This window comes from uncultured Gilliamella sp., from assembly GCA_945271295.1.
Taxonomy (GTDB): Bacteria; Pseudomonadota; Gammaproteobacteria; order Enterobacterales; family Orbaceae; genus Gilliamella.
The window spans coordinates 21,464-45,321 of sequence record CALYPG010000015.1 but is presented as its reverse complement, the minus strand read 5'-3'; the positions used below and the strand labels follow the sequence as shown (position 1 = coordinate 45,321).

The following is a 23,858-nucleotide window of genomic DNA, read 5'->3' as shown; positions in this document are numbered from 1 at the left end:
TTTGCTAATTAATCACAGAATTATGACTTACTACTTAACCAATCAGTATGAAAAATTCCCGCTTTATCAATTCGTTTATACGTATGAGCACCAAAATAATCTCGCTGTGCCTGAATTAAATTGGCCGGTAAAACAGCTGAACGATAACTATCATAATAAGCAATCGCTGCTGATAAAGTTGGAACTGCAATCCCTTGTTGAACTGCTAAAGAAATCACATCACGTAACGATTGTTGGTAAGCTTCGACTGTTTGTCGAAAATAAGGAGCTAGCAACAAATTCTTAATATCATTATTATCTGTATACGCATCAGTAATTTTTTGTAAGAATTGCGCCCGAATAATACAACCAGCTCTAAAGATTTTAGCTATTTCACCATAATTTAAATGCCAGTTATATTGTTCTGATGCTGCTCTTAATTGTGCAAAACCTTGTGCATAAGAGATAATTTTACCCATATATAGAGCTTTACGCACTTTCTCAATTAATTCTTTTTTGTCACCTGAATAACTATTTGGTTTTGGTCCTTTTAATACTTTTGCAGCGACGACTCGTTCATCTTTAATGGCTGAAATATAACGGGCAAATACAGATTCAGTAATTAATGACAATGGTTCACCTAAGTCTAAGGCACTTTGGCTTGTCCATTTACCAGTACCTTTATTACCAGCCGCATCTAAAATCATATCAATTAAATAATTACCCATTTCATCTTTATAGGTAAAGATATCTGCGGTAATTTCAGTTAAATAGCTATCTAACTCGCCTTTATTCCAATCAGAAAAAACAGCAGCCAATTCATCATTATTTAGACCAACAGCATGTTTTAATACCGCGTAGCTTTCAGCAATAAGTTGCATATCACCATATTCAATACCATTATGTGCCATTTTTACATAATGGCCTGCTCCATTTGGCCCAATATAAGTTACACACGGTTCACCATTATATGTTGCCGCAATTTTTTCTAAGATAGGAGCGACTAATTCATAAGCTTCTTTCTGACCCCCTGGCATAATTGAAGGACCTTTTAATGCCCCTTCTTCACCACCAGATACACCGGTACCGATAAAATTAAAACCTTCCTCGGAAAGTGTCTTATTACGGCGAATGGTATCTTCAAAATAAGCATTACCACCATCAATAATAATATCACCTTTATCCAATAATGGACGTAACTCATCAATCACTGCATCCGTGCCCTTACCTGCTTGCACCATAATGAGAATACGACGTGGCTTTTCTAAAGAATTAACAAAATCTTCAATGGTAAAATAAGGAACCAATTGTTTATCAGAATGTTCAGCCATTACCTCTTCTGTTTTTTCTTTAGAACGATTGTAAATAGAAACAGAAAATCCGCGACTTTCAATATTAAGTGCTAGATTTCGTCCCATAACCGCCATTCCGATAACACCGATTTGTTGTTTAGACATGATTTGGCTCCTTTATGTTAGTCTGATATAACCCAATAATAAGGTTTTAACAACATTTTAAACTTAAATAGGTTAACAAAAAATACCATTATATTTTGCCATAAAAAAAGCCGTATCAATATATAATACGGCTCTTTTTTACTTCTTTAGTGAATGGGTTTTAGTATAGTATCGATGACAAAAATTACGAACGCTTCATCATTTCGAAAAACTCGTCATTAGTTTTGGTCATAGCAAGTTTGTCTATTAAAAATTCCATTGCATCGATTTCACCCATTGGGTTAAGAATTTTACGCAAAATCCACATTTTTTGTAATTCATCTGGCGAAGTCATTAAATCTTCTTTACGCGTACCTGAACGATTAAAATCAATTGCAGGAAATACCCGACGTTCGGCAATTTTACGTGATAAATGGACTTCCATATTACCCGTACCTTTGAACTCTTCGTAAATAACTTCATCCATTTTGGAACCAGTATCAATAAGAGCCGTTGCAATGATAGTCAAACTACCACCTTCTTCTACATTACGTGCAGCACCAAAAAAACGTTTTGGTCGATGTAATGCATTGGCATCAACACCACCAGTTAATACCTTACCTGATGAAGGAATAACGGTATTGTATGCTCGAGCTAAACGTGTAATTGAATCGAGTAAAATAATTACATCTTTTTTATGCTCAACCAAACGTTTGGCACGTTCAATAACCATTTCAGCAACTTGAACATGTCTTGCTGCTGGTTCATCAAATGTTGAAGCTACAACTTCGCCTTTGACTAGTCGTTGCATTTCTGTCACTTCTTCTGGACGTTCATCAATCATTAATACGACTAATTCACATTCAGGATGATTCACCGCTAAGCTTTGGGCAATATTTTGTAACAACATGGTTTTACCCGCTTTAGGTGGTGCCACAATCAAACCGCGTTGACCTTTACCGATTGGTGAAGCTAAATCAAGTACTCTTGCAGTGATGTCTTCAGTTGAACCATTGCCTCGTTCCATACGTAAACGAGAATTAGGATGAAGTGGAGTTAAGTTTTCAAAAAGGATTTTATTGCGGGCATCTTCAGGTTTATCGTGGTTTACTTCATTAACTTTTAATAAAGCAAAGTAGCGTTCACCTTCTTTTGGCGGTCGGATTTTACCGGCAATGGTATCACCCGTTCGCAAATTAAATCGCCGAATTTGACTTGGTGATACATAAATATCATCCGGCCCTGCTAAATAAGAACTATCAGCTGAGCGTAAAAATCCAAATCCATCTTGCAAAATTTCAAGCACGCCATCGCCAAAAATATCTTCACCGCTTTTGGCGTGTTGTTTTAGTATTGCAAAAATAATATCTTGTTTTCTAAGACGGGCAAGATTTTCTAGCCCCATTGTTTTTTCACCAAGCGTTACCAGCTCGGAAACAGATGTATTTTTTAATTCAGTTAAATTCATAATTTTAAAAAATTCTTGAGGATAAAATTGATATGTTTACAAATAATGCTAAATTTGTATGTTTTTTCATTTATTTATTAAATTTTGCTCTCTCTGACAACACATAAATGCTATTGCTTATTAAGCCTTTCAATGATAATTATATGCCTGAATATAGAATTTTTACCACTTTATCAAGAAAACTATGAATGGCAGAAAGGAAGCTATGTAAGAATTTGGTAATTTACACTAAAAATAGCATAATGTCTATATTTTATTAACACTAATTTCTATATTTAGAATAAACAACCAATACAAAAGTAAAAAGAGTAATGCATACAGCATCACTCAATTAATAAATTTGACAGAATAATATTAATTAATATAACTTTTAAAGTTGCGCATCAATAAAGTTTTTTAATTGAGTTTTAGACAATGCACCTTCATGTCTGGCAACAACTTGACCGTTTTTAAAAATTAACAAAGTCGGAATACCACGAATAGCAAATTTAGGTGAAATATTTGGATTTTCGCTAATATTCAACTTATTAATTAACACTTTTTCACTATATTCTTGTGCTACATCTTCTAAAATTGGTGCAAACCGTTTACATGGCTCACACCAGTCAGCCCAAAAATCGACTAAAACAGGTCTGGTCGCATCATTAATTATTTTATCAAATGTTGTTTCAGTAAGTGATCCAATATTATTACTCATTTGGTTATCTCCAAAAAATTAACTATAATTTAATATTAAGATATTTTGAATTTTCCAGCTAGTAATTATTATAATAGGGTATAATTATTAGTGATGTTATTGTGCTTAATATGCTATAATATTCCAACATTGATAATTATATTTGATACTACAATGATTCAATCTTATCTTACAAAAACAACTTTTCGTCAGTTTCCTCTTCATCCTTTAGTAATAAAAGCACTTGATAACAAAGGGTTTATTTATTGTACACCCATTCAAGAAAAAACACTGCCATTAACTAGTAAAGGAATTGATATCGCTGGTCAAGGACAAACTGGAACAGGTAAGACAATGGCGTTTTTGGCATCGACATTTAATCATTTATTGAATAATAAACCCTCGCCCGATTATAAAACCAATCAACCTCGAGCAATAATCATTGCACCAACGCGTGAATTAGTTGTGCAAATTTACCATGATGCTGAAGGTTTATCTGAAGAAACCGGACTCAAATTAGGGTTAGCCTTTGGTGGAGATGGTTATGATAAACAGTTAAAAATGTTATCAGCTGGTGTAGATATTTTAATTGCAACCACAGGGCGATTAATAGATTATGCCAAACAAAATTATATCAATTTACAATCAATTCAAGTTGCAGTTCTAGATGAAGCGGATCGTATGTTTGACTTAGGATTTATACGCGATGTGCGCTGGATTTTTAAACATATGACCCCGCCACAACAACGTCTAACCATGCTTTTCTCAGCAACGCTTACTCATAACGTGCGAGAACTAGCATTTGAACATATGAATAATCCACAATATGTCGAAGTGGAACCTGAACAAAAAATTGGTCATCGCATCAAAGAAGAACTGTTTTTCCCATCAAATGAAGATAAGCTAGCCTTATTACAAACTCTCATTGAAGAAGAGTGGCCAGAACGATGTATTATATTCGCTAACACCAAAGTAACCTGCGAAAAAATTTGGCGTCATTTAGTTGCGGATGGTCATCGTGTAGGATTATTAACCGGTGATATCGCACAAAAAAAACGATTAGCAATTTTAGAACAGTTTACACAAGGTGATCTTGATATTTTAGTTGCCACCGATGTTGCAGCTCGTGGATTACACATTCAAAATGTAACCCATGTTTTTAATTACGATTTACCCGACGATTGTGATGATTATCGACATCGTATTGGTAGAACAGGCAGAGCAGGAGCGGAAGGGAATTCAATTTCACTTGCTTGTGAACGTTACTCACAAAACCTACCTGCAATTGAAAAAGCGATTGAACACTCAATTCCAGTTAGCCAATACGATCCCTCTGCATTATTAGTTGATTTACCTATACCCAAAGTAACTAAGCGAACTACACGCCGAAGAACGAAATAAAAATATTATTAAAAAGGGTAATAAGATGAATAAAATCGATACCAGAAAAATTCAATTATTCATCAATACTACTAATTTTTTAACATTTTTTTGTGATTTTATCATTTAGAGTAAAGGCATAAATACATAATAATTTAAGTATTTTTAGCCTTTTGCTCTAAAAAATTTTGATAAGCTAATTCAATTTCATTTTTAGTCGATTGAGATAACGAAGCAACATGCCTTCGATGTAATGAGGCATATAAAATAAATAAAATATTATTCGAAATGCTCGCTTTTTTATTTTTTATCCTATTGTAAGCCTCCAAATATCCTATTTCATGAAATGTAGGGATATTTATAATGCCGACACTAAATAATAATTTTTCCAGCGACAATGTCATATTCGGTAACTCTTTTATACGTTGTTCTTTAAGTTTATTTTTTTCACTTTGTTCATGTTGAGTATATTCAATAACCATTTTTACTATTGAATACAATTTTTCACGATCTCTAAACCATTCATCGCTAACTTTATAATAATCAAGTGATTTAGTAGAAATACTTGTCGGTAAATTCAATGGCTGCATACCTGATTCAATAAAAAAATCACGATAATAAGGATGTCCCCTTAAATAAAAACCGGTTTTACCAATCCAACCAAACATGGTGGATTTACTATTAATACTAAACCCACCAAAAAATGTTTTAATTGAAATATCATCGAAGCAAGAAAATTCTTTTAGTATTTGATTTGCAAATTTTGAACTCATAATTTATTTCCATTCCATTTAGTCTATTGATTTACGAAAACAACTTACTGTTCAATTTAAACTATAGTAATTTTTTTAATACTCAAACTATTTTTCAAATAAATTCATAATTATGAGATCTGTATTCCAAGAAATGAACATAAATAACATTAAGTTATTGATAAAAAACCATTACATAATTAGAGTTACCTAACCGATATAATAACCAAAACGCATTAAATTATTTGAATTTTTAGTAAAGAAAGAAAAAATACTTTAACATTGTTATTCCATTGTAATAATTATACAATCGGTAATAATTTATAGAATTTATCTTTAATTATTTAAATAAACATGCTTAAAAACATTGTCACTTTACTTCTTTTTTGTTGTTCATTTGTTGCATCAGCTGATAAGTATCCATTAATTGAATCATTAGTTCCTTGTACTCCTAATTTTTTCAAAATGGTTTATGCAAATAAGAATGAACTACAAAAACACACTAACATTAATATTGTTAATGATAATTTAGCTTATATTGCTGTAGAGAATCGCAACGATAATAAAAAAAATTATGTTTATTTCAAAACACCTATCACTTATAAAAATTTAACTATTATAGGTTATTATGACAGTGCAATGGATCTAGGAAAAATAGGGAAATACTATTTTTGGGGATTTATTATTGATAATGATATTATCCAAATAAAAAATACACTGAATTTTTTAGATTGGAAAAACATGGAACAAGGTTTGCTTTATATTGCCAATCCTAAAATTCGTCATATTGACGATGATATTAAAATTTGGCGCGATAATACTGGAACAGTTGTCGGAGTCAAAACTATTCCAGCACCAGAGACTACAGAGAAATTATTATTACTTGAAAAGGGAACAAATATGAATCTTCTTATTTGTTCCATTCAGGGTGTTGTCAGTACAGAAATATTAAAACAAGAACGTCCAGATATCCAATAAATTAAATCGCTGATTCATCCATTTCACCAGTGCGGATACGAATTACCTGCTCAACGTTATAAACAAAAATCTTACCATCACCTATTTTGCCGGTCTGCGCAGTTTTCATAATTGTTTCAATACACATGTCTAAAATATCATCTGCAACAACCAGCTCAATTTTTACTTTAGGTAAAAAATCGACCATATATTCAGCACCACGATAAAGTTCAGTATGCCCTTTTTGACGCCCAAATCCTTTGACCTCTGTCACCGTCATACCGGTAATACCTTGATCTGCTAGCGCCTCTCGAATATCGTCAAGTTTAAATGGTTTGATAATAGCTTCTACTTTTTTCATATCTATTTTCCTTTAATTCGAGATCACCAATTTTTGTAACCAAAAGCCGAGGTAATGGGATAACGCCTGCCTTTACCAAAATTTCGAGCAGTAATTTTTGGTCCCACTGCTGACTGACGCCGTTTATACTCATTGATATCAACTAGTTTAATAACCCGCCTAATGGTGACTTCATCATAACCTTGCTCAACAAGTTGTTCAATGGAAAGATCTTGCTCTACATAACCTTTTAATATGCCATCAAGGACATCATAAGGCGGCAAGCTGTCTTCATCTTTTTGGTCTGGAGCAAGTTCTGCTGAAGGCGGTCGAGTAATCACTCTTTCCGGAATAACACAAGAGCAAGTATTACGATATTTTGCTAATTCAAATACCATTGTTTTAGGTACATCTTTCAGAACATCAAAGCCACCAGCCATATCACCATAAAGGGTTGCATAACCCACTGACATTTCACTTTTATTACCAGTAGTTAATACTAACCTGTGGCGTTTATTAGATAATGCCATTAAGATCACACCCCGACACCGTGCTTGTAAATTTTCTTCAGTGGTATCTTTTTGTGTGCCAGTAAATAGTGGTGCTAATGATGACATAAAAGCATCAAACATGGGTTCAATCGACACTATATCAAATTCAACACCTAAAATTTCAGCTTCCTCTTTGGCATCAGCAATACTAATATCGGCAGTATAACGAAAAGGCATCATTACCGCTTGAACTTTATCTTTCCCAAGTGCATCAACAGCAATAGCCAGTGTTAAGGCTGAATCAATCCCCCCTGATAGCCCTAATACCGCACCTTGAAAACCATTTTTGGTAATATAATCTTTGGTGGCTAACACTAACGCATCATAAATTGAAGCTAATGGATTATTGCCAGTATTAGCAACCATTACTTGATTATTAGCGTTAAAATTAAAATTTGCTATTTGTTCTGTAAATGATTTTAGCTGACACACTATATCGCCATATTGATTACAGACAAAAGAACCACCATCAAAGACTAATTCATCTTGCCCGCCAACTTGATTCACATAAATGATGGGTAAACCAGTACGGTTAGCATGTGCTTTGACTAAATCTTGACGATGTTTTGGTTTTTCATAATCATAAGGTGATGCATTAATAGCAATGACAAAATCAGCTTGGGCAGTTTTAATATTATCGATTGGACTATTTTGCCAAAGATCTTCACAAATTAATAAACCAATTTTTTGCCCTCTAAAATCTACCACACAGGTTTGATCACCTGCAGTAAAATAACGTTTTTCATCAAATACATCATAATTAGGTAACTGTTGTTTGTGATAGCGTGCTAGCAATTTACCTTCTGAAAAAAAAGAGAGTGCATTATAAATATGCCCATCTTGCCAATGCGGATGACCAACGACGAGCGCACAGTGCTTACTTGCTTGCAAAACAGATGCTAATGCATTTTGACAACGCCGCTTAAAATCTGAGCGATAAATTAAATCCTCTGGTGGGTAACCACAAATAGCCAGTTCCGAAAAAATAATCAAGTCATGAGAAGAATGGTGTTTAATAAGTTCAACAATTTGCTGTGTATTGCCTTCTATATCACCAACACGCCAATTTTTTTGGGCTAAAACAATTGATAAAGACATATTAAATTGAACAGTATAAATAAAAATTGCCGTTAAGTTTAAATGATTCTAGGTTGCACTGCTACTTTTTTCTCGCTAACATGCAACAATAAAATTAACTTAAAATTGTTTGGAAATTATTATGCTCAAAATATTAAATGTTGCTTTAGCAAATCGTAGTTACCCCATCGCTATTGGTGAAAATCTTCTATCTGAATTTGAGCATTTCCAACTAAAAGCAGGGCAGCGAGTACTTATTGTTACTAATGAAACTATTGCTCCACTTTATTTACCAGCGCTAATTGCTATGCTCGAAAAACATGGTGTCAAAACCGATTCCGTCATTGTTCCCGATGGTGAACAGTTTAAAACCATGGAAACGTGGAACATGATTTTAACGGCACTACTTGCTAATAATCACACCAGAAACAGCACCTTAATTGCCTTAGGTGGTGGTGTTATTGGTGATGTTGCTGGTTTTGCCGCTTCTGCATATCAGCGAGGTATTAGATTTATTCAAGTGCCTACTACCTTACTGTCTCAAGTTGACTCCTCTGTAGGTGGCAAAACTGCAATCAATCATCCGTTAGGCAAAAACATGATTGGCGCTTTTTATCAACCTCAATCTGTTGTTATCGACATAAATTGTTTAAAAACACTGCCGCCAAGGGAGCTTTCTGCCGGGCTTGGAGAGGTAATTAAATACGGTATTATTTTAGATAACTCATTCTTTAGTTGGTTAGAAACACATATTGATGATTTATTAAATTTAGATGTTAATGCTCTAAGTTACTGTATTTATCGCTGTTGTGAACTTAAAGCCCAAGTGGTTGCTGCCGATGAAACCGAACAAGATATACGGGCGATTTTAAATCTTGGTCATACATATGGCCATGCTATTGAAGCAGAACTTGGTTATGGCAATTGGTTACATGGTGAAGCGGTAAGTGTCGGTATGCTAATGGCTGCTCACGCGGCTAAACTTTTAGGTAAATTTACTACTACTGATATTGAACGAATCAAAAACCTATTAATAAAAGCTAAACTCCCAGTTAATCGCCCCACACAGATGGCAGTTGAATCCTACCTTCCTCATATGTTACGCGATAAAAAAGTGCTATCAGGGCAACTGCGACTTGTTTTGCCAACCAAAATTGGGCAGGTAGAAGTTCTTGATGGCATTGATAAAAACGTGGTATTTGAATCAATACAACTCACTTAACTTTTCGTGATTATGTTGACTTATAAACTATCAATACAAATAAAAAAGGAGCACTATAATAAATAGTACTCCTTTATTGTTAGGCAACTAATTAATTACTTTTCAATTGTCGTTTTTTGATTAATTTATAAATCATATTTAACAACAAACCCATGAAAGCAACAGCAATGGCAACATAAAAAGCATTTGTATAACTACCACCATTGTTGGCAAGAATATCAGCTGTTAATTTTGGTGCAAAAAAGGCCGCTGTTGAATAACCAATAAAAATAATACCATAGTTAACACCTTGATTTACCGGTCCATAATTTTCCATTACTATCGGCGGGAAAACGCCCATAACGCCGCCGAAACATAAACCAAGTGCAATTATGCCGATTGCAAAACCAATTTGTGAAGGAATAAATAAAAACGAAACAAACGCTAACATGATAACGGTAAAAATAATATCTAATGTGCTATTTCGTCCAAGTTTATCCGACACGGTTCCCCATAAAACTCGCCCAGCACAATTACTGAGTGAATATAAGCTAACGTAAAAAGCAGCGACTGCCGTGGTTAATCCAAACATTTTCTGACCGATACCTGATGCGTTGGACGCAATCATTAATCCAGAAAAAGCCCCGGTACCTAACATAAAAAAGATTAAGTAAAAATAAGGGGTTTTTAACATACTTTGCCAATTTTTATTGATGATAGGTTTAGCTTGCTGCTTAATTGAAGGCACCCAACCTACCGGTTGGTAGTTAGCTGGTGCAACTTTAATAAAGAAACTCGCAACAATTACCACAACTAGATAAGTCGCACCGAGTACTTGAAATGAATATAAGACATTGTAATGTTCGATTAAATAGTTACCTATTGGTGCCGCAATAATTGCGGCGCCCCCCATACCGGCAGTGATAATGCCTGAAGCAAGTCCACGTTTATCCGGGAAAAATTTAATAGTATTGCTTAAACACCCTGAATAAGCCAGCCCTTGGCCAAAACCACTTAATAGCCCATAGGTAACATAAAGCATAAACGTACTAGTCACAAAACCTGTTAGCAAAAAACCTAGGCCAAATAATAATCCACCAATTACACTTGACCATTTGGCTAAGCCCTTATCCGTTAAAAAACCTCCTAAAATCATCGGAATTGGTCCAATGGCAGCATTTATACCAAAGGCCATCATGACATCAGACATGTTCCAATTTTTTGCAATACTTAACGGTCCAGCAAAAACACTAAAAGCATAAACCGCACCTGTACATAGTAATATTGACGTTGATGCGATGAGCACTGCCCACCGATTAACATAATTATTTCCTTTCTCCATGTGAGAACTCCATTCTTACATTTTCATAGTTATGTAGTTATTTGGTTATGTCATTTAATGCTGTTTTGCCAGCTATTCGACCAAAAGTAAAAATATCGGTTAATGAATTACCACCAAGTCGATTACCAGCATGAATACCACCAGCAACCTCACCTGCAGCATACAGACCCGGTATTATATTCCCTGATTTATCTAAGACATGGGTTTGCGTATCAATTCTTAAGCCTCCCATAGTATGATGCACGGCTGGTTTTCTAGGTGTGGCATAAAAAGGGGCAATTTCGACTTTCAAATCAAAAACATCTTTGCCAAATTCAGGGTCATAGCCAGCCTCAACATAAGCATTATAATTAGCGATAGTTTGCTTAAATATTTGAGCATCCATTCCTAACTTTTCGGCTAATTCTTCTAATGTATTGGCGCAAAATAGTGTGCCTGCTGCTATTTGTTTATCAATTTTTTCTTGAGAAGTGTTATAGGCTGTTTTTTTGATCGCTTCATCGGCGATTAAATAAAATAACCCACCATTATCAATAGCAGCTTGAGTTAATTTATCCCGGCTACCATATTCATTAACAAAACGTCGACCTTGTTTATTGACCATAATGAAATTTTGTGGAGGAACTTGTAATCCACTAAATAATGCACCCGTATCAGGATCTGAAACAGGCATCATTTGAGAAAAGCCCATACCAACAAGATCTGCACCAACACTTTGCCCTAAAATGATACCATCACCGGTAATCGCTGGTGAATTAGAAGTTTTAATGTCATCATCGATTTCTGTCCAATAGGTATTGTATTGTTTTAACATTTTGGTATTGGCACCAAAACCGCCAGACGCTAAAATAACGGCATTAGCTTTCACGGTGATTTTTTTACCATTTAAACCCGTACCTATTACCCCTGAAACATGCCCGTTTTCAACAATTAACTCTTTAACTGCTGTATCAGTAATGATTGTGCCGCCATGATCTTCGACATATTTTTGCAATGCCGATACATAGGCATATCCTTCACTTTTTAAAGGTTTATGACCACGACGCCATAAAGCACCAACAGGCATAGTTACATCATCTTTATTAAATTCAACCCCAATATCTTCAAGCCATTCAACCGACTCTAGCGCCTTATCAGTCAAAATTTTAACTAAATCATATTGGCCATATATTACATTACCTTGTTGATCGGTTCTTTTGCCGCCCAGATAGGTTTGCATGCGATGAAGTAATGCTGAGTCAAACAAATAACCGGTTTTATCTTTATTTTCAGATAAATAATCGGCTATTTGTTGTTTTAAGGCTTTAAAATCAGCAAGGTATTCAGAATCGATTACAGATTCATCAATTGCTGCTATTTCTTCTAAGGTATGACTTTCTCCAGCAATAGCATCAAAAGTATTTTGCCATTTTGGATTAGCGGCATTCATTGGACCACCAGTGCGCACAGTATTCCCCCCTACAGCCGGGAATTTTTCAACAACTATAACTTTTTTACCTTGTTGTAATACACTTGCCGCCGCGGATAATCCCGCACCGCCCGCGCCAACGACCACAATATCTGTAGTATATTGAGCATCACTATTATCAACAGCACTTGGCGCTTTTGGTCTTTTTCTTAATACATCTGGATTAGCCCCAGCCATTTTAATGGCTTTAGCAACCCCGTCTATTACACCATTACTGGTTACCGACGCTCCGGACAAAATATCAACATTAAGTGTTTGACCTTCCAGAATTTGTGATGGAATACGCTTAAATACCACATCAGCAATACCTTCTGATTCTCCCATGGTGTCGATATCAATAGCTTCTATACGATCACTTGATAATGTGACCACCATTGGTAAATCACCGTTATGACCAGGCGCAGTAACACAATATCTACCTGGTTCATATGACACCTCTTCAGGTTCATTAAGCAAACTAACCACTTTAGTAAAACGTAAAAAGCGTAAAAAACAGCTATCTAAAAAGTCGACAGTCCGTTCTGATTTAATATTACCTTGATCATCAAAAGCTTCATGCGCTCGCCCTAATAAAAATTCCGAGCCAGGCATAACTGTCGCGTTAACACCCGGTGCATCAAGTATTTGACGTAAATGCAATTGAGCTCTGGAAGATCCTTGTACGTCATAAGATGCCCCCACAATCATAACCGGTTTACCATCAAATGGATGTAAATTAAATGACAGCCACTCGATGATACTTTTTAAAGCAGAAGGAATAGAATGATTATGTTCTGGTGTGGCAATAATCACTCCATCAGCTTGTATGATTTTGTTATTGAAATTTTGTATAATAGCACTATTGGACTGATCATCTGTTTCATTAAACATAGGTACATCAGTCAACTCTAGTATTTCAATTTCTGCCTTATTCTTAAAATGCGTTTGCATAAATTGTAATAACAATCGATTATAAGACTCTTGAGCATTTGTTCCGACAATTCCAATAAATTTCATTATAACACCCCTTCTTGTGCTGCTTGCTTCCAACTAAATTTCTTATTTTGCTCAGTTTTAAATTTTTCTGTTTTAACTAATTGATTAGTTAACTGCACAAATAATAAGAATTCATCGAAACACTCTTCGAGTTCTTTAACTTTATCGGGATAAACAAGATTACCGTTATCATCAAAAGCTTGGAGGGAATGACCTAATAAAAACTCTGAACTAGGCATAATTCTCGCTTTTAATTCAGGTGCATCTAAAATTTGACGAAGGTGAGCTTGCGCTCTGGAAGAACCCAGAAGACCATGAGAAGCGCCAACTATCATAACCGATTTGTTAATCAATGGGCGAGTAGTATAAGATAGCCACTCTATGGCACTTTTTAAAGCGGCGGTTATGGAATGATCATATTCAGGCGTTGCAATAATCACCCCATCTGCCGCTATAATTTTATCCGACAACGCTTTTACTGCGGCCGGCGGCGTTTGGTCTTTAGGTTCATTGAATGCCGGTAATGATTTAATTTCACAAACTTCAATTTCAGCTTTATCCGCAAAATGCGTTCGCATAAAATGGAGTAATTTTCTATTAGTAGAACGATCCGAATTCGTTCCAACGATACCAATAAATTTCACTTTATAACCTCACTTAGTGCCTTGGGCACAATTTAAATAATATTTAATTTTTAGTCATACAAATTCTTTAGCAAATTACACAAAATGATAGAATAAATAATAGTTATATTTAGTCTGTTGACTATTGTGCAAATACAGATGTTAGCTAGTGTAGAACAGAAAAAAATATTTGTGAAATAGCTGATTAATTATGGAGTTATAAGTAATTTGTTATAATCAAATAAGATGAAAAGAGATAAATAAAATGGCGAAAATTAATTCACTTATTATGCTACAATATATAGATGTTTTACTTAAACATGGCAATTACACCAAAGCCGCACAAAATCTCTATATTTCGCAATCCTACTTAACTCAGACTATAAAAAAAATTGAAAACGAGCTTGGCATTGAGATTATTAATCGACAAACCACACCGTTACAATTAACCGAAGCGGGGAAAATTTATTATGACTATCTTGCTTCATTAGTAGATAAACAAGATTCATTTAGAAAGAAAATCCAAAAATACACAAATACCGACTATACCGTTATTCAAATAGGCGTTCTACCAAGTTTAGGAACTTATTTATTACCACTTTTTTTACCTGATTTTCTGCAAAAGTACCCAAATATCAAAATTGAATTACATGAATATATCCCTAAAAACAGTGAAGAAAAAACGGAAAGTAAAATACTCGATTTTTATATTGGACAAAATTCTGAAACAATATCTCACAACTTAATCAGTCATACTTGTGGTAAGCATTGCTATTATGCTCTTATTCCTGAAAGCTCAAAGCTTTACCAGAAAGATCCATCAATCATGGAATGTAACCATAAATTTATGAAAAATTTATTACAAGAAAAGCTGATTTTAACCTCTCATGGTTCAGCTATCCGTCAACAAATTGAATACCTAATACAAAAATACAAAATTCAACCCAATATTATGCTTGAAAGTAGCAATATTTTTACCTTAGTTGAATTGGCCAAAAAAGGACTTGGCGTTACTTTCATCCCAGAAAGTGTCAATATCTGCAAAAAAACCAACGATGAAGAGTACAATCTAATCCCACTGCCTTTAGAACTTATTTCGCTTAGTTATTTTATTGCCTACTCAGCCAATAAAACGTTAAGTATTATAGAAAAAGAACTGATAAACTTGTTTATCTCATCGTTTCCTCAGCATGAGTGTCGATTAGCTACCCATTAGGCACAAAATAATTAAAATTGTTTTTATTTAATTCGATAAACCATTTGAATAAGCAATTTCATGATTTGTTGTTATCACTATTCCTTCAAGACCCGGTATTTTATTTATCATATTAACAGCTTGTTTGGCACTACAGCCATATAATTGTGTAGTCCAAATCTCACCATCAATTGATTGTTTTGACACTATAGTAATGCTTTGAATATCAGTTGAAACAGGATAACCCGTTTGACTATCAAAAATATGATGGTAGGTTTTGCCATTATAGTTAAATGTTCTTTCATAAATGCCAGATGTGACCACAGATTGATTTTTAATCTTTAATACAGTAACGATATTGCCTCTCGTAAGAAATGGATTTTGAATACCAACACGCCAATAGCCATCATCATGAAAAGGACAGTCGCCAAAGGTCAGTACATTACCACCGAGATCAATGAAGGCTGATTTAGCCTGATGTTGTTTAAACAATTGAATTATTTCATCAGCAAAATAGCCTTTAGCTATAGCACCTAAATCGATTGCCATTGCTTGATGTTGCAAAAAAACCGTCTGTTTTATCTCATCTAAAATAATATCATTAGGATTAATTAGTGTTAAAAGTTGTTTTATTTCCGAACCAGTCGGATACCTAGCATCATTAAATCCAATTCGCCAAGCTTGAATAAGTGGTCCGATGGCAATATTTAAAAAACTATTTTTAACTAAACTTTGGTTTTTGCCTATTTTGATTAATGTAAAAAGATCGGTTTGTAATTGAACGGGTTTAATACCCGCGCAAAGATTAACTTGCATTAACTCCGAAGTGGGGCTATTAGCACTAAAACGATGTTCATAATCAATTAATCGTTTTTCTGCTTCATTTAATAGTTTTTCTGCCAAATCATGTTGTAGCCATATTTGAATTTTGGTCCCCATTAAATTAAGCAATCGCTTTGCGTCTTTCATTACTCTCTATTCCTAAAATTAACGCCTTTAATCATTACAATTGTTCAACAATAAAACTAGCTATAGCTGAAAAAACATATACAATAATAAATCTTAAGCAGTAAATTAAATGTAAATAATTAATTACATTTATAAAGAATGATTATATTAATAATATCTATTATTTATTAAAGTAACTTAATGTTAAGCAATATATTAAAAAATTAATTTACTATTGTGTAATTATGTGTTTACATATAGAGTGTTTGTGTAATTAATATTTTACATACAAAATATTTAAATGATTTTACAAGGAAGATTTTAATGTTAAAAGATACTCTAAACAATACCCGAATTCGAGATGAACATATGTTAATTACCCCTGAAGAAATCAAAAACCTTTATCCATTATCAAGTGAATTAGAACAAAAAATCGCTTCATCTCGTCAAACTATAATCAACATTTTAGAACGTCGAGATCACCGTTTACTCATAGTATGTGGCCCTTGTTCAATACATGACCCTGAGGCAGCAATTGAATATGCCCATAAGCTCAAAAAACTCTCTGATGAACTGCAAGACCATCTGTTTATTGTGATGCGGGTTTATTTTGAAAAACCCAGGACAACAGTTGGTTGGAAAGGCATGATTAACGATCCCCATATGGATAGTTCATTTGATATTGAACATGGCCTGAAAAAAGCGCGTAAACTACTACTCGATATTACTAAAATTGGTTTACCTATCGCAACTGAAGCATTAGATCCCAATACCCCACAATATATTGGTGACTTAATCAGTTGGTCAGCAATTGGAGCTAGAACCACTGAATCACAAACCCACCGGGAAATGGCCTCTGGACTTTCAATGCCGGTAGGCTTTAAAAATGGTACTGATGGCAGTTTAGATGTGGCAATTAACGCCATGAAATCGGCATCCATGGCGCATCGTTTTGTAGGCATTAATCAACAAGGGCAAGTAACCGTATTACAAACTATGGGAAATCCTCATGGACATGTCATTTTACGTGGCGGTAAAACCCCAAATTACGATGCTGAAAATGTTGCATTATGTGAGGCTCAAATGCAAAAAGCGGGATTAATCCCTAATTTAATGATCGACTGTAGCCATGCTAATTCTAACAAAGATTATCGTAACCAACCCCTTGTTGCTGATACCATTATTAAGCAAATTGCCCAAGGTAATAATTCTATTATTGGGGTTATGATTGAAAGTAATTTGTTTGAAGGTAATCAATCATCTGAACAACCTAAGGAGAACTTTAAATATGGTGTGTCAGTGACTGATGCCTGTATCAGTTGGGAAACTACTGAGGAATTGTTACGTAACATGAACCACACTCTAGCCACATCACTAGTTGAACGTCAAAACAAGCAGTAACTACGTAATCACGACTAACCAGCAGATCGCCGAGTGATCTCGGCGATAACCATTAACTTAACCTAATTGCTTGCGAGCATTACGGAACATACGCATCCACGGACTATCTTCACCCCAATTATCTGGATGCCATGAATTAGTTATTGTTCTAAAGACTCGCTCCGGATGTGGCATCATAATTGTAGCTCGGCCATCTTTGGATGTGACAGCAGTAATCCCATTAGGTGATCCATTTGGATTAGCCGGATATTGCTCAGTAACTTGGGCCATATGGTCGAGATAACGTACTGCAATTAAACCGGAAGCTTCGAGATTCACTAAATGTTGCTCATCACAAACCTCAACTCGACCTTCACCATGTGAAACGGCAATTGGCATATGTGAACCAACCATATCGGTAAAGAACAAAGAAGGATTGGCTTGAATTTGCACCAAACTAAAACGCGCTTCAAAACGCTCAGAAAGGTTACGTACAAACCGTGGCCATAATTCTGCCCCGGGAATAAGATCTTTCAAATTCGACATCATTTGACAACCATTACACACACCTAATGACAAGGTATCATTACGCTGAAAAAATTGTGCAAATTCATGCCTTACCTGTTCATTAAATAATATTGATTTAGCCCACCCTTCGCCGGCACCTAATACGTCACCATAAGAGAATCCACCACAAGCAACTAAGGTACTGAATTGCGCAAGGGTAATACGCCTAGAGAGCAAATCTGTCATATGCACATCGATAGCTTCAAAACCAGCGCGATTAAATGCTGCAGCCATTTCAACATGCGAGTTAACACCTTGCTCGCGTAAAATCGCCACTTTAGGTTTACTGCCTTTAGCAATGTAAGGCGCAGCAATATCGTCCTGTGGATTAAACGTTAAATGTACATTTAAACCAGGATCGTTTTCATTTTGCTTGGTTTGATGTTCTTGGTCGGCACACGCTGGATTATCACGTAAGCGTTGCATTTGCCATGTAGTTTCTGCCCACCAAGTTCTTAATGTTGAACGAGATTCGCTAAACACCACTGCCGACTTATTACGTACAATAAATTGTTGCCCAGCTTTTGCACTACCGAGCACATGCACTGCATGTGCTAAACCAAACCACCTAAAACAAGCCATTACTTCATCCAAACGGTTATTAGCAACTTGAATAACCGCTCCCAATTCTTCATTAAATAATGAAGCAATGACATCACTACCTAAAGCTGAAATATCAACATCAATACCACAATGGCCTGCAAACGCCATTTCAGCTAATGTTACCAATAAGCCACCATCAGAACGATCATGATAAGCCAACAACGCTCGCTTGCTCACTAAGGTTTGCATGGATTGATAAAAGGCCGCGAGTTCTTTGGCATCATGTACATCCGCAGTTTTTTGCCCTAAATGCCGATAAACCTGGGCTAAGGCGGTGGCGCCAAGTGCTTGACGACCTTTGGCCAGATCGATAAATAACAGGGTATTTTCTTTATTAACTTGCAATACTGGAGTTACGGTGTTGCGGACATTTTCCACTCGAGCAAATGCAGAAATAACGAGTGAAAGCGGCGATGTCATAGTTTTTTGTTCACCCTCTTGTTGCCAAGTGGTTTTCATTGACATTGAATCTTTACCCACCGGAATTGCGAGGCCCAAAGCTGGGCATAACTCTTCGCCAATTGCTTTAACTGCTGCATAAAGTCCGGCATCTTCACCTGGGTGACCGGCTGCTGCCATCCAGTTAGCCGAGAGTTTTATGCGTTTTATATCACCAATATCAGTTGCAGCAATATTGGTAATTGCTTCACCTACGGCTAACCTTGCCGAAGCGGCAAAATTAAGTAATGCTACCGGCGCCCGCTCACCCATTGACATGGCCTCACCATAGTAACTATCTAAACTGGCAGTAGTCACCGCACAATCAGCAACCGGCACTTGCCATGGCCCAACCATTTGATCGCGCGCAACCATGCCTGTCACTGAGCGATCACCAATTGTAATTAAAAACGTTTTTTCCGCAACAGTCGGCAAATGCAGTACTCGTTTCACCGCATCATATAAATTAATATCACCAGTTGAAAAATTATCCCCGTGAGCTAATAGCGTCTTAACATCACGTAACATTTTAGGTGTTTTACCCAGCAGCACATCAAGGGGCAAATCTATTGGATTATTATTAAAGTGCGTATCGTGTAAAGTTACCGCTTTATTGACGGTTGCTTCCCCAATCACCGCATAAGGTGCGCGTTCGCGTTGACACAGTTGATCAAATAAATCAAGGCTATCTGGATGAATCGCCAGTACATAACGTTCTTGTGATTCATTACACCAAATTTCCAGTGGTGACATGCCTGGTTCATCGGTCAAGATTTTGCGCAGCTCAAACTGCCCGCCACAACCACCATCACTGACTAATTCCGGCATAGCATTGGATAAACCACCTGCACCAACATCATGAATAAATAAGATCGGGTTTTCCGAACCTAATTGCCAACAGTGATCAATCACTTCCTGACAACGGCGTTCCATTTCAGGATTATCACGTTGCACTGAGGCAAAATCCAAATCAGCATCGGATTGTCCGGAAGTCATAGATGATGCCGCCCCACCACCTAAACCAATATTCATGGCTGGTCCACCTAAAACAATCAGTTTGGAACCAACAGGAAACTCATTTTTTTGAATATGTTCGCGGCGAATATTGCCCATGCCACCTGCCAGCATTATCGGTTTATGATACCCGCGTAACTCTTCACCATTATGGCTATTCACCTTTTCTTCATAGGTACGAAAATAACCAAGTAACGCCGGACGCCCAAATTCATTATTAAATGCTGCGCCACCTAAAGGCCCATCGAGCATAATATCTAAGGCACTGACAATGCGATCGGGTTTACCAAAATCTTGTTCCCACGGTTGTTCAAAATTAGGAATGCGTAAATTAGAAACCGAAAATCCCACTAAGCCAGCTTTAGGTTTAGCCCCACGCCCGGTTGCACCTTCATCTCGAATTTCACCCCCACTCCCCGTTGCCGCGCCCGGCCAAGGTGAAATAGCGGTTGGGTGGTTATGCGTTTCGACTTTCATCAATATGTCAGCATATTCCTGATGATAACGATAAGTTTGGTTGCCAGCGTCAGCAAAAAAACGGCCAACTTCGGAACCATCCATTACCGCCGCATTATCTTTATAAGCTGAAGAAACGTAATTTGGAGTCGTTGCAAAGGTATTTTTAATCATTTTAAATAATGATTTAGGTTGTTTTTTACCATCAATAATCCAATCAGCATTAAAAATCTTATGGCGGCAATGTTCAGAATTTGCTTGTGCAAACATATACAGCTCAACATCGGTGGGATTACGCTTTAACTTTTGGAAGTTTTCAACTAAATAATCAATTTCATCAGGGGCTAATGCCAAACCTAATCTAAGATTAGCCTCCTCTAATGCCGCACGCCCCTGCCCTAATAAATCAATTATGCAAACAGGTATTGGTTGCTCAACACTAAATAATTGTTCTGCTTGCTCAAAACTACTTAACACCATTTCCATCATTCGATCATGAATTAAACTCTCAAACTCACTTTTTTGGGTTGCCGTTAATGGAGATTGAGTTTCGATAAAATAAGCGATTCCTCTTTCTATACGATGAATTTGCGCCAATCCACAATTGTGAGCTATATCCGTAGCTTTTGATGACCACGGTGAAATGGTTCCCGCTCTAGGTGTAACTAAAAACAGTTGTTTACTGAGGTTATTTTCATCATTTTTTTGCGTGGTGGTAGGACCATATTGCAGTAATTTTTCGAGAATGCCTTGTTGAGTTGCGGTCAATTCACTTTTTAAGTCAATAAAATGCATATACTGTGCATCAATATTACTAACCGGAATGGATTTTTCACGACAAATTGAGAGGAGTTTATTAAGACGAAATGCCGATAAAGCAGAGGAGCCAGCTAAAATTTTCATGTAAATTACTCTTTTTAAGCCAAAAATAAGTAAAACAGAGCAATATTATAAAAGAAAGTAAATAATGTGGCTATCTGAAAAACTATTATCTGTTTTGTAAAAATGTTTCAGGAACAATATACGTTTTAGTATAAATAATAATGCAGGTTCAAAAGCTAAGTGCAAATCAAGTCAGTTAAAACTTGTTAATACAATCTTGTTAATACCATTATTTGAATAAACGTAAAAAGGAGAGTCGGTGATTCTCCCACATGCTTGTGGGAGAACTTTTCAAACTTAGTTATTTTAGTTCTAACTCATTCATTGCTGCAATGCTGAATCCGCCATCAACATGAATAACTTCACCAGTGATACCAGATGCCAAGTTTGAACATAAAAATGCGGCTGAATTACCCACATCTTCAGTAGTTACTGTACGACGAATTGGTGTAACTGATTCGCAGTGAGATAACATTTTTTTGAAATCTTTAATGCCTGATGCGGCAAGAGTACGTATTGGTCCGGCTGAAATTGCATTAACACGGATACTTTCTGGCCCCATTGCATTTGCCATATAACGCACATTGGCTTCAAGAGATGCTTTCGCTAGTCCCATGACATTATAATTAGGGATTGCTCTTTCAGCACCAAGGTAAGAAAGTGTTAATAAAGCAGAATTAGGATTTAACATTGCTCGACATGCTTTAGCTAAAGCAACAAAACTGTAAGAGCTAATATTATGTGCAATTGAGAATCCTTCGCGCGTGACAGCATTAACATAATCACCGTCTAATTGATCACCCGGAGCAAAAGCTATAGCATGTACAAATCCATCAAATTTATCCCATACTTTTGCAAGTTCAGTAAATAGTGCTGTGATGCTTTCATCATGTGCAACATCGCAAGGTAGAACGATTTTAGAACCAAAATCAGCTGCAAACTCTTCAACACGTGCTTTTAATTTATCGCTTTGATAAGTAAAGGCTAGTTCAGCGCCTTCACGATGCATTGATTGTGCAATACCGTAAGCAATAGAACGATTACTTGCAACACCTGTAATGAGTATACGTTTGCCTGTTAAAAATCCCATAAATTATTCCTCTAATGTTTTTACTCTATCGTCTAGGATGGTGACGATTATAAGTTGATAAAACCAACTTCGCCACAATAAATTTATTTTTAGTTGATTAACCCCTGATTATTTTTTAGTAAAAAGTTGTTTATAACACCAATAGTTTACTATAATAGTCAACTATTAATCGCTATTGATAATCATATCATCATGGAAAATTTAGTTTGTTATAAAACGTTACCGATTTGGAATGCAAAAACACTACCCCAACCATTTCGAGAGAAACATAATACCCAAGTTGGTACATGGGCTAAATTGCAAATTATAGCTGGTAGTTTAGATTTTGACATATTAACTTCAGAAGGTGAGATTGTTGCTCAGCAACATTTTAATACTAAGCATCAGCCTCCATTTATAGCGCCCCAACAATGGCATCGTATCGCGTCGGTTTCAGATGATCTTAGCTGCCAATTATCTTTTTATTGTTTACCGGAAGATTATACTAATAAAAAGTATCAGATGACCAAAACACATTCTGATGTCTATGAAACTTGCCAATTAATACCAACTACGGGTAGGGCTTTAGATCTGGGTTGTGGTTCTGGACGAAATTCGTTGTATCTACAACTACTTGGTTTTAATGTTGATGCCGTTGATAAATCTGAACTGAGCATTAATAATTTACAAGCGATCATCCTTAACGAACATTTACCCAATATTAATACTGCCGTTTACGATATTAACCAAGCTTGTTGGCAGGGTGAATATGATCTGATTATTTCCACAGTGGTAATGATGTTTTTACAGCCAGATAGAATACCCGATATTATCCGTAATATGCAGACTATTACCAAAACGGGTGGTTACCATTTAATTGTTAGTGCCATGTCTACAAAGGATTATCCTTGTCCAATTGGATTTTCATTTACTTTTAAAGAGCAGGAACTGCGTAATTATTATCAAGATTGGGATATTTTAAAATATAACGAGGATATTGGTGAACTACATAAAACCGATATTGATGGTAATCGGATTAAATTAAGATTTGCTACGTTATTAGCCAAGAAAAAATAATAAC

At 35.8% G+C, this 23,858-nt stretch carries 18 protein-coding genes; 6 read left to right on the top strand and 12 right to left on the bottom strand.

Features of this window, described 5'->3' with window-relative positions:
• Nucleotides 1-20: 20 nt before the first annotated feature.
• The 3 genes from gndA to trxA form a co-directional block, all read right to left on the bottom strand.
• Complete coding sequence (gene gndA / locus Q0K76_RS08595) at nucleotides 21-1,436, bottom strand: NADP-dependent phosphogluconate dehydrogenase (protein ID WP_294614372.1); 1,416 nt, start codon at nucleotides 1,434-1,436, stop codon at nucleotides 21-23.
• A gap of 184 nt (nucleotides 1,437-1,620) precedes the next feature.
• Nucleotides 1,621-2,883, bottom strand: a complete 1,263-nt coding sequence (gene rho, locus Q0K76_RS08590) for a transcription termination factor Rho (RefSeq protein WP_065617994.1) — start codon at nucleotides 2,881-2,883, stop codon at nucleotides 1,621-1,623.
• A 370-nt stretch (nucleotides 2,884-3,253) separates the two neighbouring features.
• Nucleotides 3,254-3,580, bottom strand: coding sequence for a thioredoxin (trxA, locus tag Q0K76_RS08585; RefSeq protein ID WP_294614365.1), 327 nt, complete (start codon nucleotides 3,578-3,580; stop codon nucleotides 3,254-3,256).
• A gap of 93 nt (nucleotides 3,581-3,673) precedes the next feature.
• Between trxA and rhlB the strand changes: the two genes are divergently transcribed.
• A complete protein-coding gene (gene rhlB / locus Q0K76_RS08580) occupies nucleotides 3,674-4,960 on the top strand; it encodes an ATP-dependent RNA helicase RhlB (RefSeq protein ID WP_363322444.1) in 1,287 nt (428 codons plus the stop codon).
• A gap of 134 nt (nucleotides 4,961-5,094) precedes the next feature.
• Here the strand turns inward: rhlB and Q0K76_RS08575 are convergent, their stop codons facing one another.
• Complete coding sequence (locus Q0K76_RS08575; RefSeq protein WP_294614359.1) at nucleotides 5,095-5,712, bottom strand: TfoX/Sxy family protein; 618 nt, start codon at nucleotides 5,710-5,712, stop codon at nucleotides 5,095-5,097.
• Nucleotides 5,713-6,045: 333 nt separating this feature from the next.
• Between Q0K76_RS08575 and Q0K76_RS08570 the strand changes: the two genes are divergently transcribed.
• Entirely contained in the window at nucleotides 6,046-6,669 is a 624-nt protein-coding gene (locus Q0K76_RS08570; protein WP_294614357.1) for a hypothetical protein, read from the top strand.
• A gap of 1 nt (nucleotide 6,670) precedes the next feature.
• On the opposite strand, the gene glnB is transcribed toward Q0K76_RS08570, so the two are convergent.
• Entirely contained in the window at nucleotides 6,671-7,009 is a 339-nt protein-coding gene (glnB, locus tag Q0K76_RS08565) for a nitrogen regulatory protein P-II (RefSeq protein ID WP_294614354.1), read from the bottom strand.
• A gap of 23 nt (nucleotides 7,010-7,032) precedes the next feature.
• Nucleotides 7,033-8,637 (bottom strand): NAD+ synthase, encoded by a 1,605-nt coding sequence (locus Q0K76_RS08560; RefSeq protein WP_294614351.1) that lies wholly within the window; start codon nucleotides 8,635-8,637, stop codon nucleotides 7,033-7,035.
• A gap of 121 nt (nucleotides 8,638-8,758) precedes the next feature.
• Here Q0K76_RS08560 and aroB point away from each other — a divergent pair, with 121 nt between their 5' ends.
• Nucleotides 8,759-9,838 (top strand): 3-dehydroquinate synthase, encoded by a 1,080-nt coding sequence (aroB, locus tag Q0K76_RS08555; RefSeq protein ID WP_294614348.1) that lies wholly within the window; start codon nucleotides 8,759-8,761, stop codon nucleotides 9,836-9,838.
• Nucleotides 9,839-9,929: 91 nt separating this feature from the next.
• Here aroB and Q0K76_RS08550 read toward each other — a convergent pair whose 3' ends face one another.
• The 3 genes from Q0K76_RS08550 to Q0K76_RS08540 are packed head-to-tail and all read right to left on the bottom strand — an operon-like array spanning nucleotide 9,930 to nucleotide 14,246.
• Nucleotides 9,930-11,159, bottom strand: coding sequence for an OFA family MFS transporter (locus tag Q0K76_RS08550; protein WP_294614345.1), 1,230 nt, complete (start codon nucleotides 11,157-11,159; stop codon nucleotides 9,930-9,932).
• Between the two features lie 37 nt (nucleotides 11,160-11,196).
• The gene (locus Q0K76_RS08545) at nucleotides 11,197-13,623 is read right to left on the bottom strand and encodes a flavocytochrome c (protein ID WP_294614342.1); all 2,427 of its coding nucleotides are present in this window, start codon (nucleotides 13,621-13,623) and stop codon (nucleotides 11,197-11,199) included.
• Nucleotides 13,623-14,246, bottom strand: coding sequence for an NADPH-dependent FMN reductase (locus tag Q0K76_RS08540; RefSeq protein WP_294614339.1), 624 nt, complete (start codon nucleotides 14,244-14,246; stop codon nucleotides 13,623-13,625). Before Q0K76_RS08540 ends, Q0K76_RS08545 begins: the two co-directional genes overlap by 1 nt.
• A gap of 244 nt (nucleotides 14,247-14,490) precedes the next feature.
• Here Q0K76_RS08540 and Q0K76_RS08535 point away from each other — a divergent pair, with 244 nt between their 5' ends.
• Nucleotides 14,491-15,441 (top strand): LysR family transcriptional regulator, encoded by a 951-nt coding sequence (locus Q0K76_RS08535; protein WP_294614336.1) that lies wholly within the window; start codon nucleotides 14,491-14,493, stop codon nucleotides 15,439-15,441.
• A gap of 27 nt (nucleotides 15,442-15,468) precedes the next feature.
• Here the strand turns inward: Q0K76_RS08535 and Q0K76_RS08530 are convergent, their stop codons facing one another.
• Nucleotides 15,469-16,389 carry an FAD:protein FMN transferase gene (locus Q0K76_RS08530; protein WP_294614333.1) on the bottom strand — a complete coding sequence of 307 codons (921 nt, stop codon included), beginning with the start codon at nucleotides 16,387-16,389 and terminating at the stop codon, nucleotides 15,469-15,471.
• 303 nt (nucleotides 16,390-16,692) lie between these two features.
• Between Q0K76_RS08530 and Q0K76_RS08525 the strand changes: the two genes are divergently transcribed.
• Nucleotides 16,693-17,769: a 3-deoxy-7-phosphoheptulonate synthase gene (locus Q0K76_RS08525; RefSeq protein WP_294614330.1), complete on the top strand. Its 1,077-nt coding sequence runs from the start codon at nucleotides 16,693-16,695 to the stop codon at nucleotides 17,767-17,769.
• A 57-nt stretch (nucleotides 17,770-17,826) separates the two neighbouring features.
• Here the strand turns inward: Q0K76_RS08525 and purL are convergent, their stop codons facing one another.
• Both purL and fabI read right to left on the bottom strand, forming a co-directional pair.
• Nucleotides 17,827-21,729, bottom strand: a complete 3,903-nt coding sequence (gene purL, locus Q0K76_RS08520) for a phosphoribosylformylglycinamidine synthase (RefSeq protein WP_294614327.1) — start codon at nucleotides 21,727-21,729, stop codon at nucleotides 17,827-17,829.
• Nucleotides 21,730-22,009: 280 nt separating this feature from the next.
• Nucleotides 22,010-22,798, bottom strand: a complete 789-nt coding sequence (fabI, locus tag Q0K76_RS08515; protein WP_294614326.1) for an enoyl-ACP reductase FabI — start codon at nucleotides 22,796-22,798, stop codon at nucleotides 22,010-22,012.
• Between the two features lie 192 nt (nucleotides 22,799-22,990).
• On the opposite strand from fabI, the gene tehB reads away from it, so the two are divergent.
• Complete coding sequence (gene tehB, locus Q0K76_RS08510; RefSeq protein WP_294614323.1) at nucleotides 22,991-23,854, top strand: SAM-dependent methyltransferase TehB; 864 nt, start codon at nucleotides 22,991-22,993, stop codon at nucleotides 23,852-23,854.
• Nucleotides 23,855-23,858 lie beyond the last annotated feature (4 nt).

What these genes read in the sequence shown, in the direction of transcription:
- Q0K76_RS08575 (WP_294614359.1), bottom strand. Translation starts at nt 5,712, where the DNA reads ATGAGTTCAAAATTTGCAAATCAAATACTAAAAGAATTTTCTTGCTTC.
- gndA (WP_294614372.1), bottom strand. Translation starts at nt 1,436, where the DNA reads ATGTCTAAACAACAAATCGGTGTTATCGGAATGGCGGTTATGGGACGA.
- Q0K76_RS08530 (WP_294614333.1), bottom strand. Translation starts at nt 16,389, where the DNA reads ATGAAAGACGCAAAGCGATTGCTTAATTTAATGGGGACCAAAATTCAA.
- Q0K76_RS08545 (WP_294614342.1), bottom strand. Translation starts at nt 13,623, where the DNA reads ATGAAATTTATTGGAATTGTCGGAACAAATGCTCAAGAGTCTTATAAT.
- tehB (WP_294614323.1), top strand. Translation starts at nt 22,991, where the DNA reads ATGGAAAATTTAGTTTGTTATAAAACGTTACCGATTTGGAATGCAAAA.
- purL (WP_294614327.1), bottom strand. Translation starts at nt 21,729, where the DNA reads ATGAAAATTTTAGCTGGCTCCTCTGCTTTATCGGCATTTCGTCTTAAT.
- rho (WP_065617994.1), bottom strand. Translation starts at nt 2,883, where the DNA reads ATGAATTTAACTGAATTAAAAAATACATCTGTTTCCGAGCTGGTAACG.
- Q0K76_RS08560 (WP_294614351.1), bottom strand. Translation starts at nt 8,637, where the DNA reads ATGTCTTTATCAATTGTTTTAGCCCAAAAAAATTGGCGTGTTGGTGAT.
- Q0K76_RS08525 (WP_294614330.1), top strand. Translation starts at nt 16,693, where the DNA reads ATGTTAAAAGATACTCTAAACAATACCCGAATTCGAGATGAACATATG.
- Q0K76_RS08535 (WP_294614336.1), top strand. Translation starts at nt 14,491, where the DNA reads ATGGCGAAAATTAATTCACTTATTATGCTACAATATATAGATGTTTTA.
- Q0K76_RS08570 (WP_294614357.1), top strand. Translation starts at nt 6,046, where the DNA reads ATGCTTAAAAACATTGTCACTTTACTTCTTTTTTGTTGTTCATTTGTT.
- fabI (WP_294614326.1), bottom strand. Translation starts at nt 22,798, where the DNA reads ATGGGATTTTTAACAGGCAAACGTATACTCATTACAGGTGTTGCAAGT.
- rhlB (WP_363322444.1), top strand. Translation starts at nt 3,674, where the DNA reads ATGTTATTGTGCTTAATATGCTATAATATTCCAACATTGATAATTATA.
- trxA (WP_294614365.1), bottom strand. Translation starts at nt 3,580, where the DNA reads ATGAGTAATAATATTGGATCACTTACTGAAACAACATTTGATAAAATA.
- aroB (WP_294614348.1), top strand. Translation starts at nt 8,759, where the DNA reads ATGCTCAAAATATTAAATGTTGCTTTAGCAAATCGTAGTTACCCCATC.
- glnB (WP_294614354.1), bottom strand. Translation starts at nt 7,009, where the DNA reads ATGAAAAAAGTAGAAGCTATTATCAAACCATTTAAACTTGACGATATT.
- Q0K76_RS08550 (WP_294614345.1), bottom strand. Translation starts at nt 11,159, where the DNA reads ATGGAGAAAGGAAATAATTATGTTAATCGGTGGGCAGTGCTCATCGCA.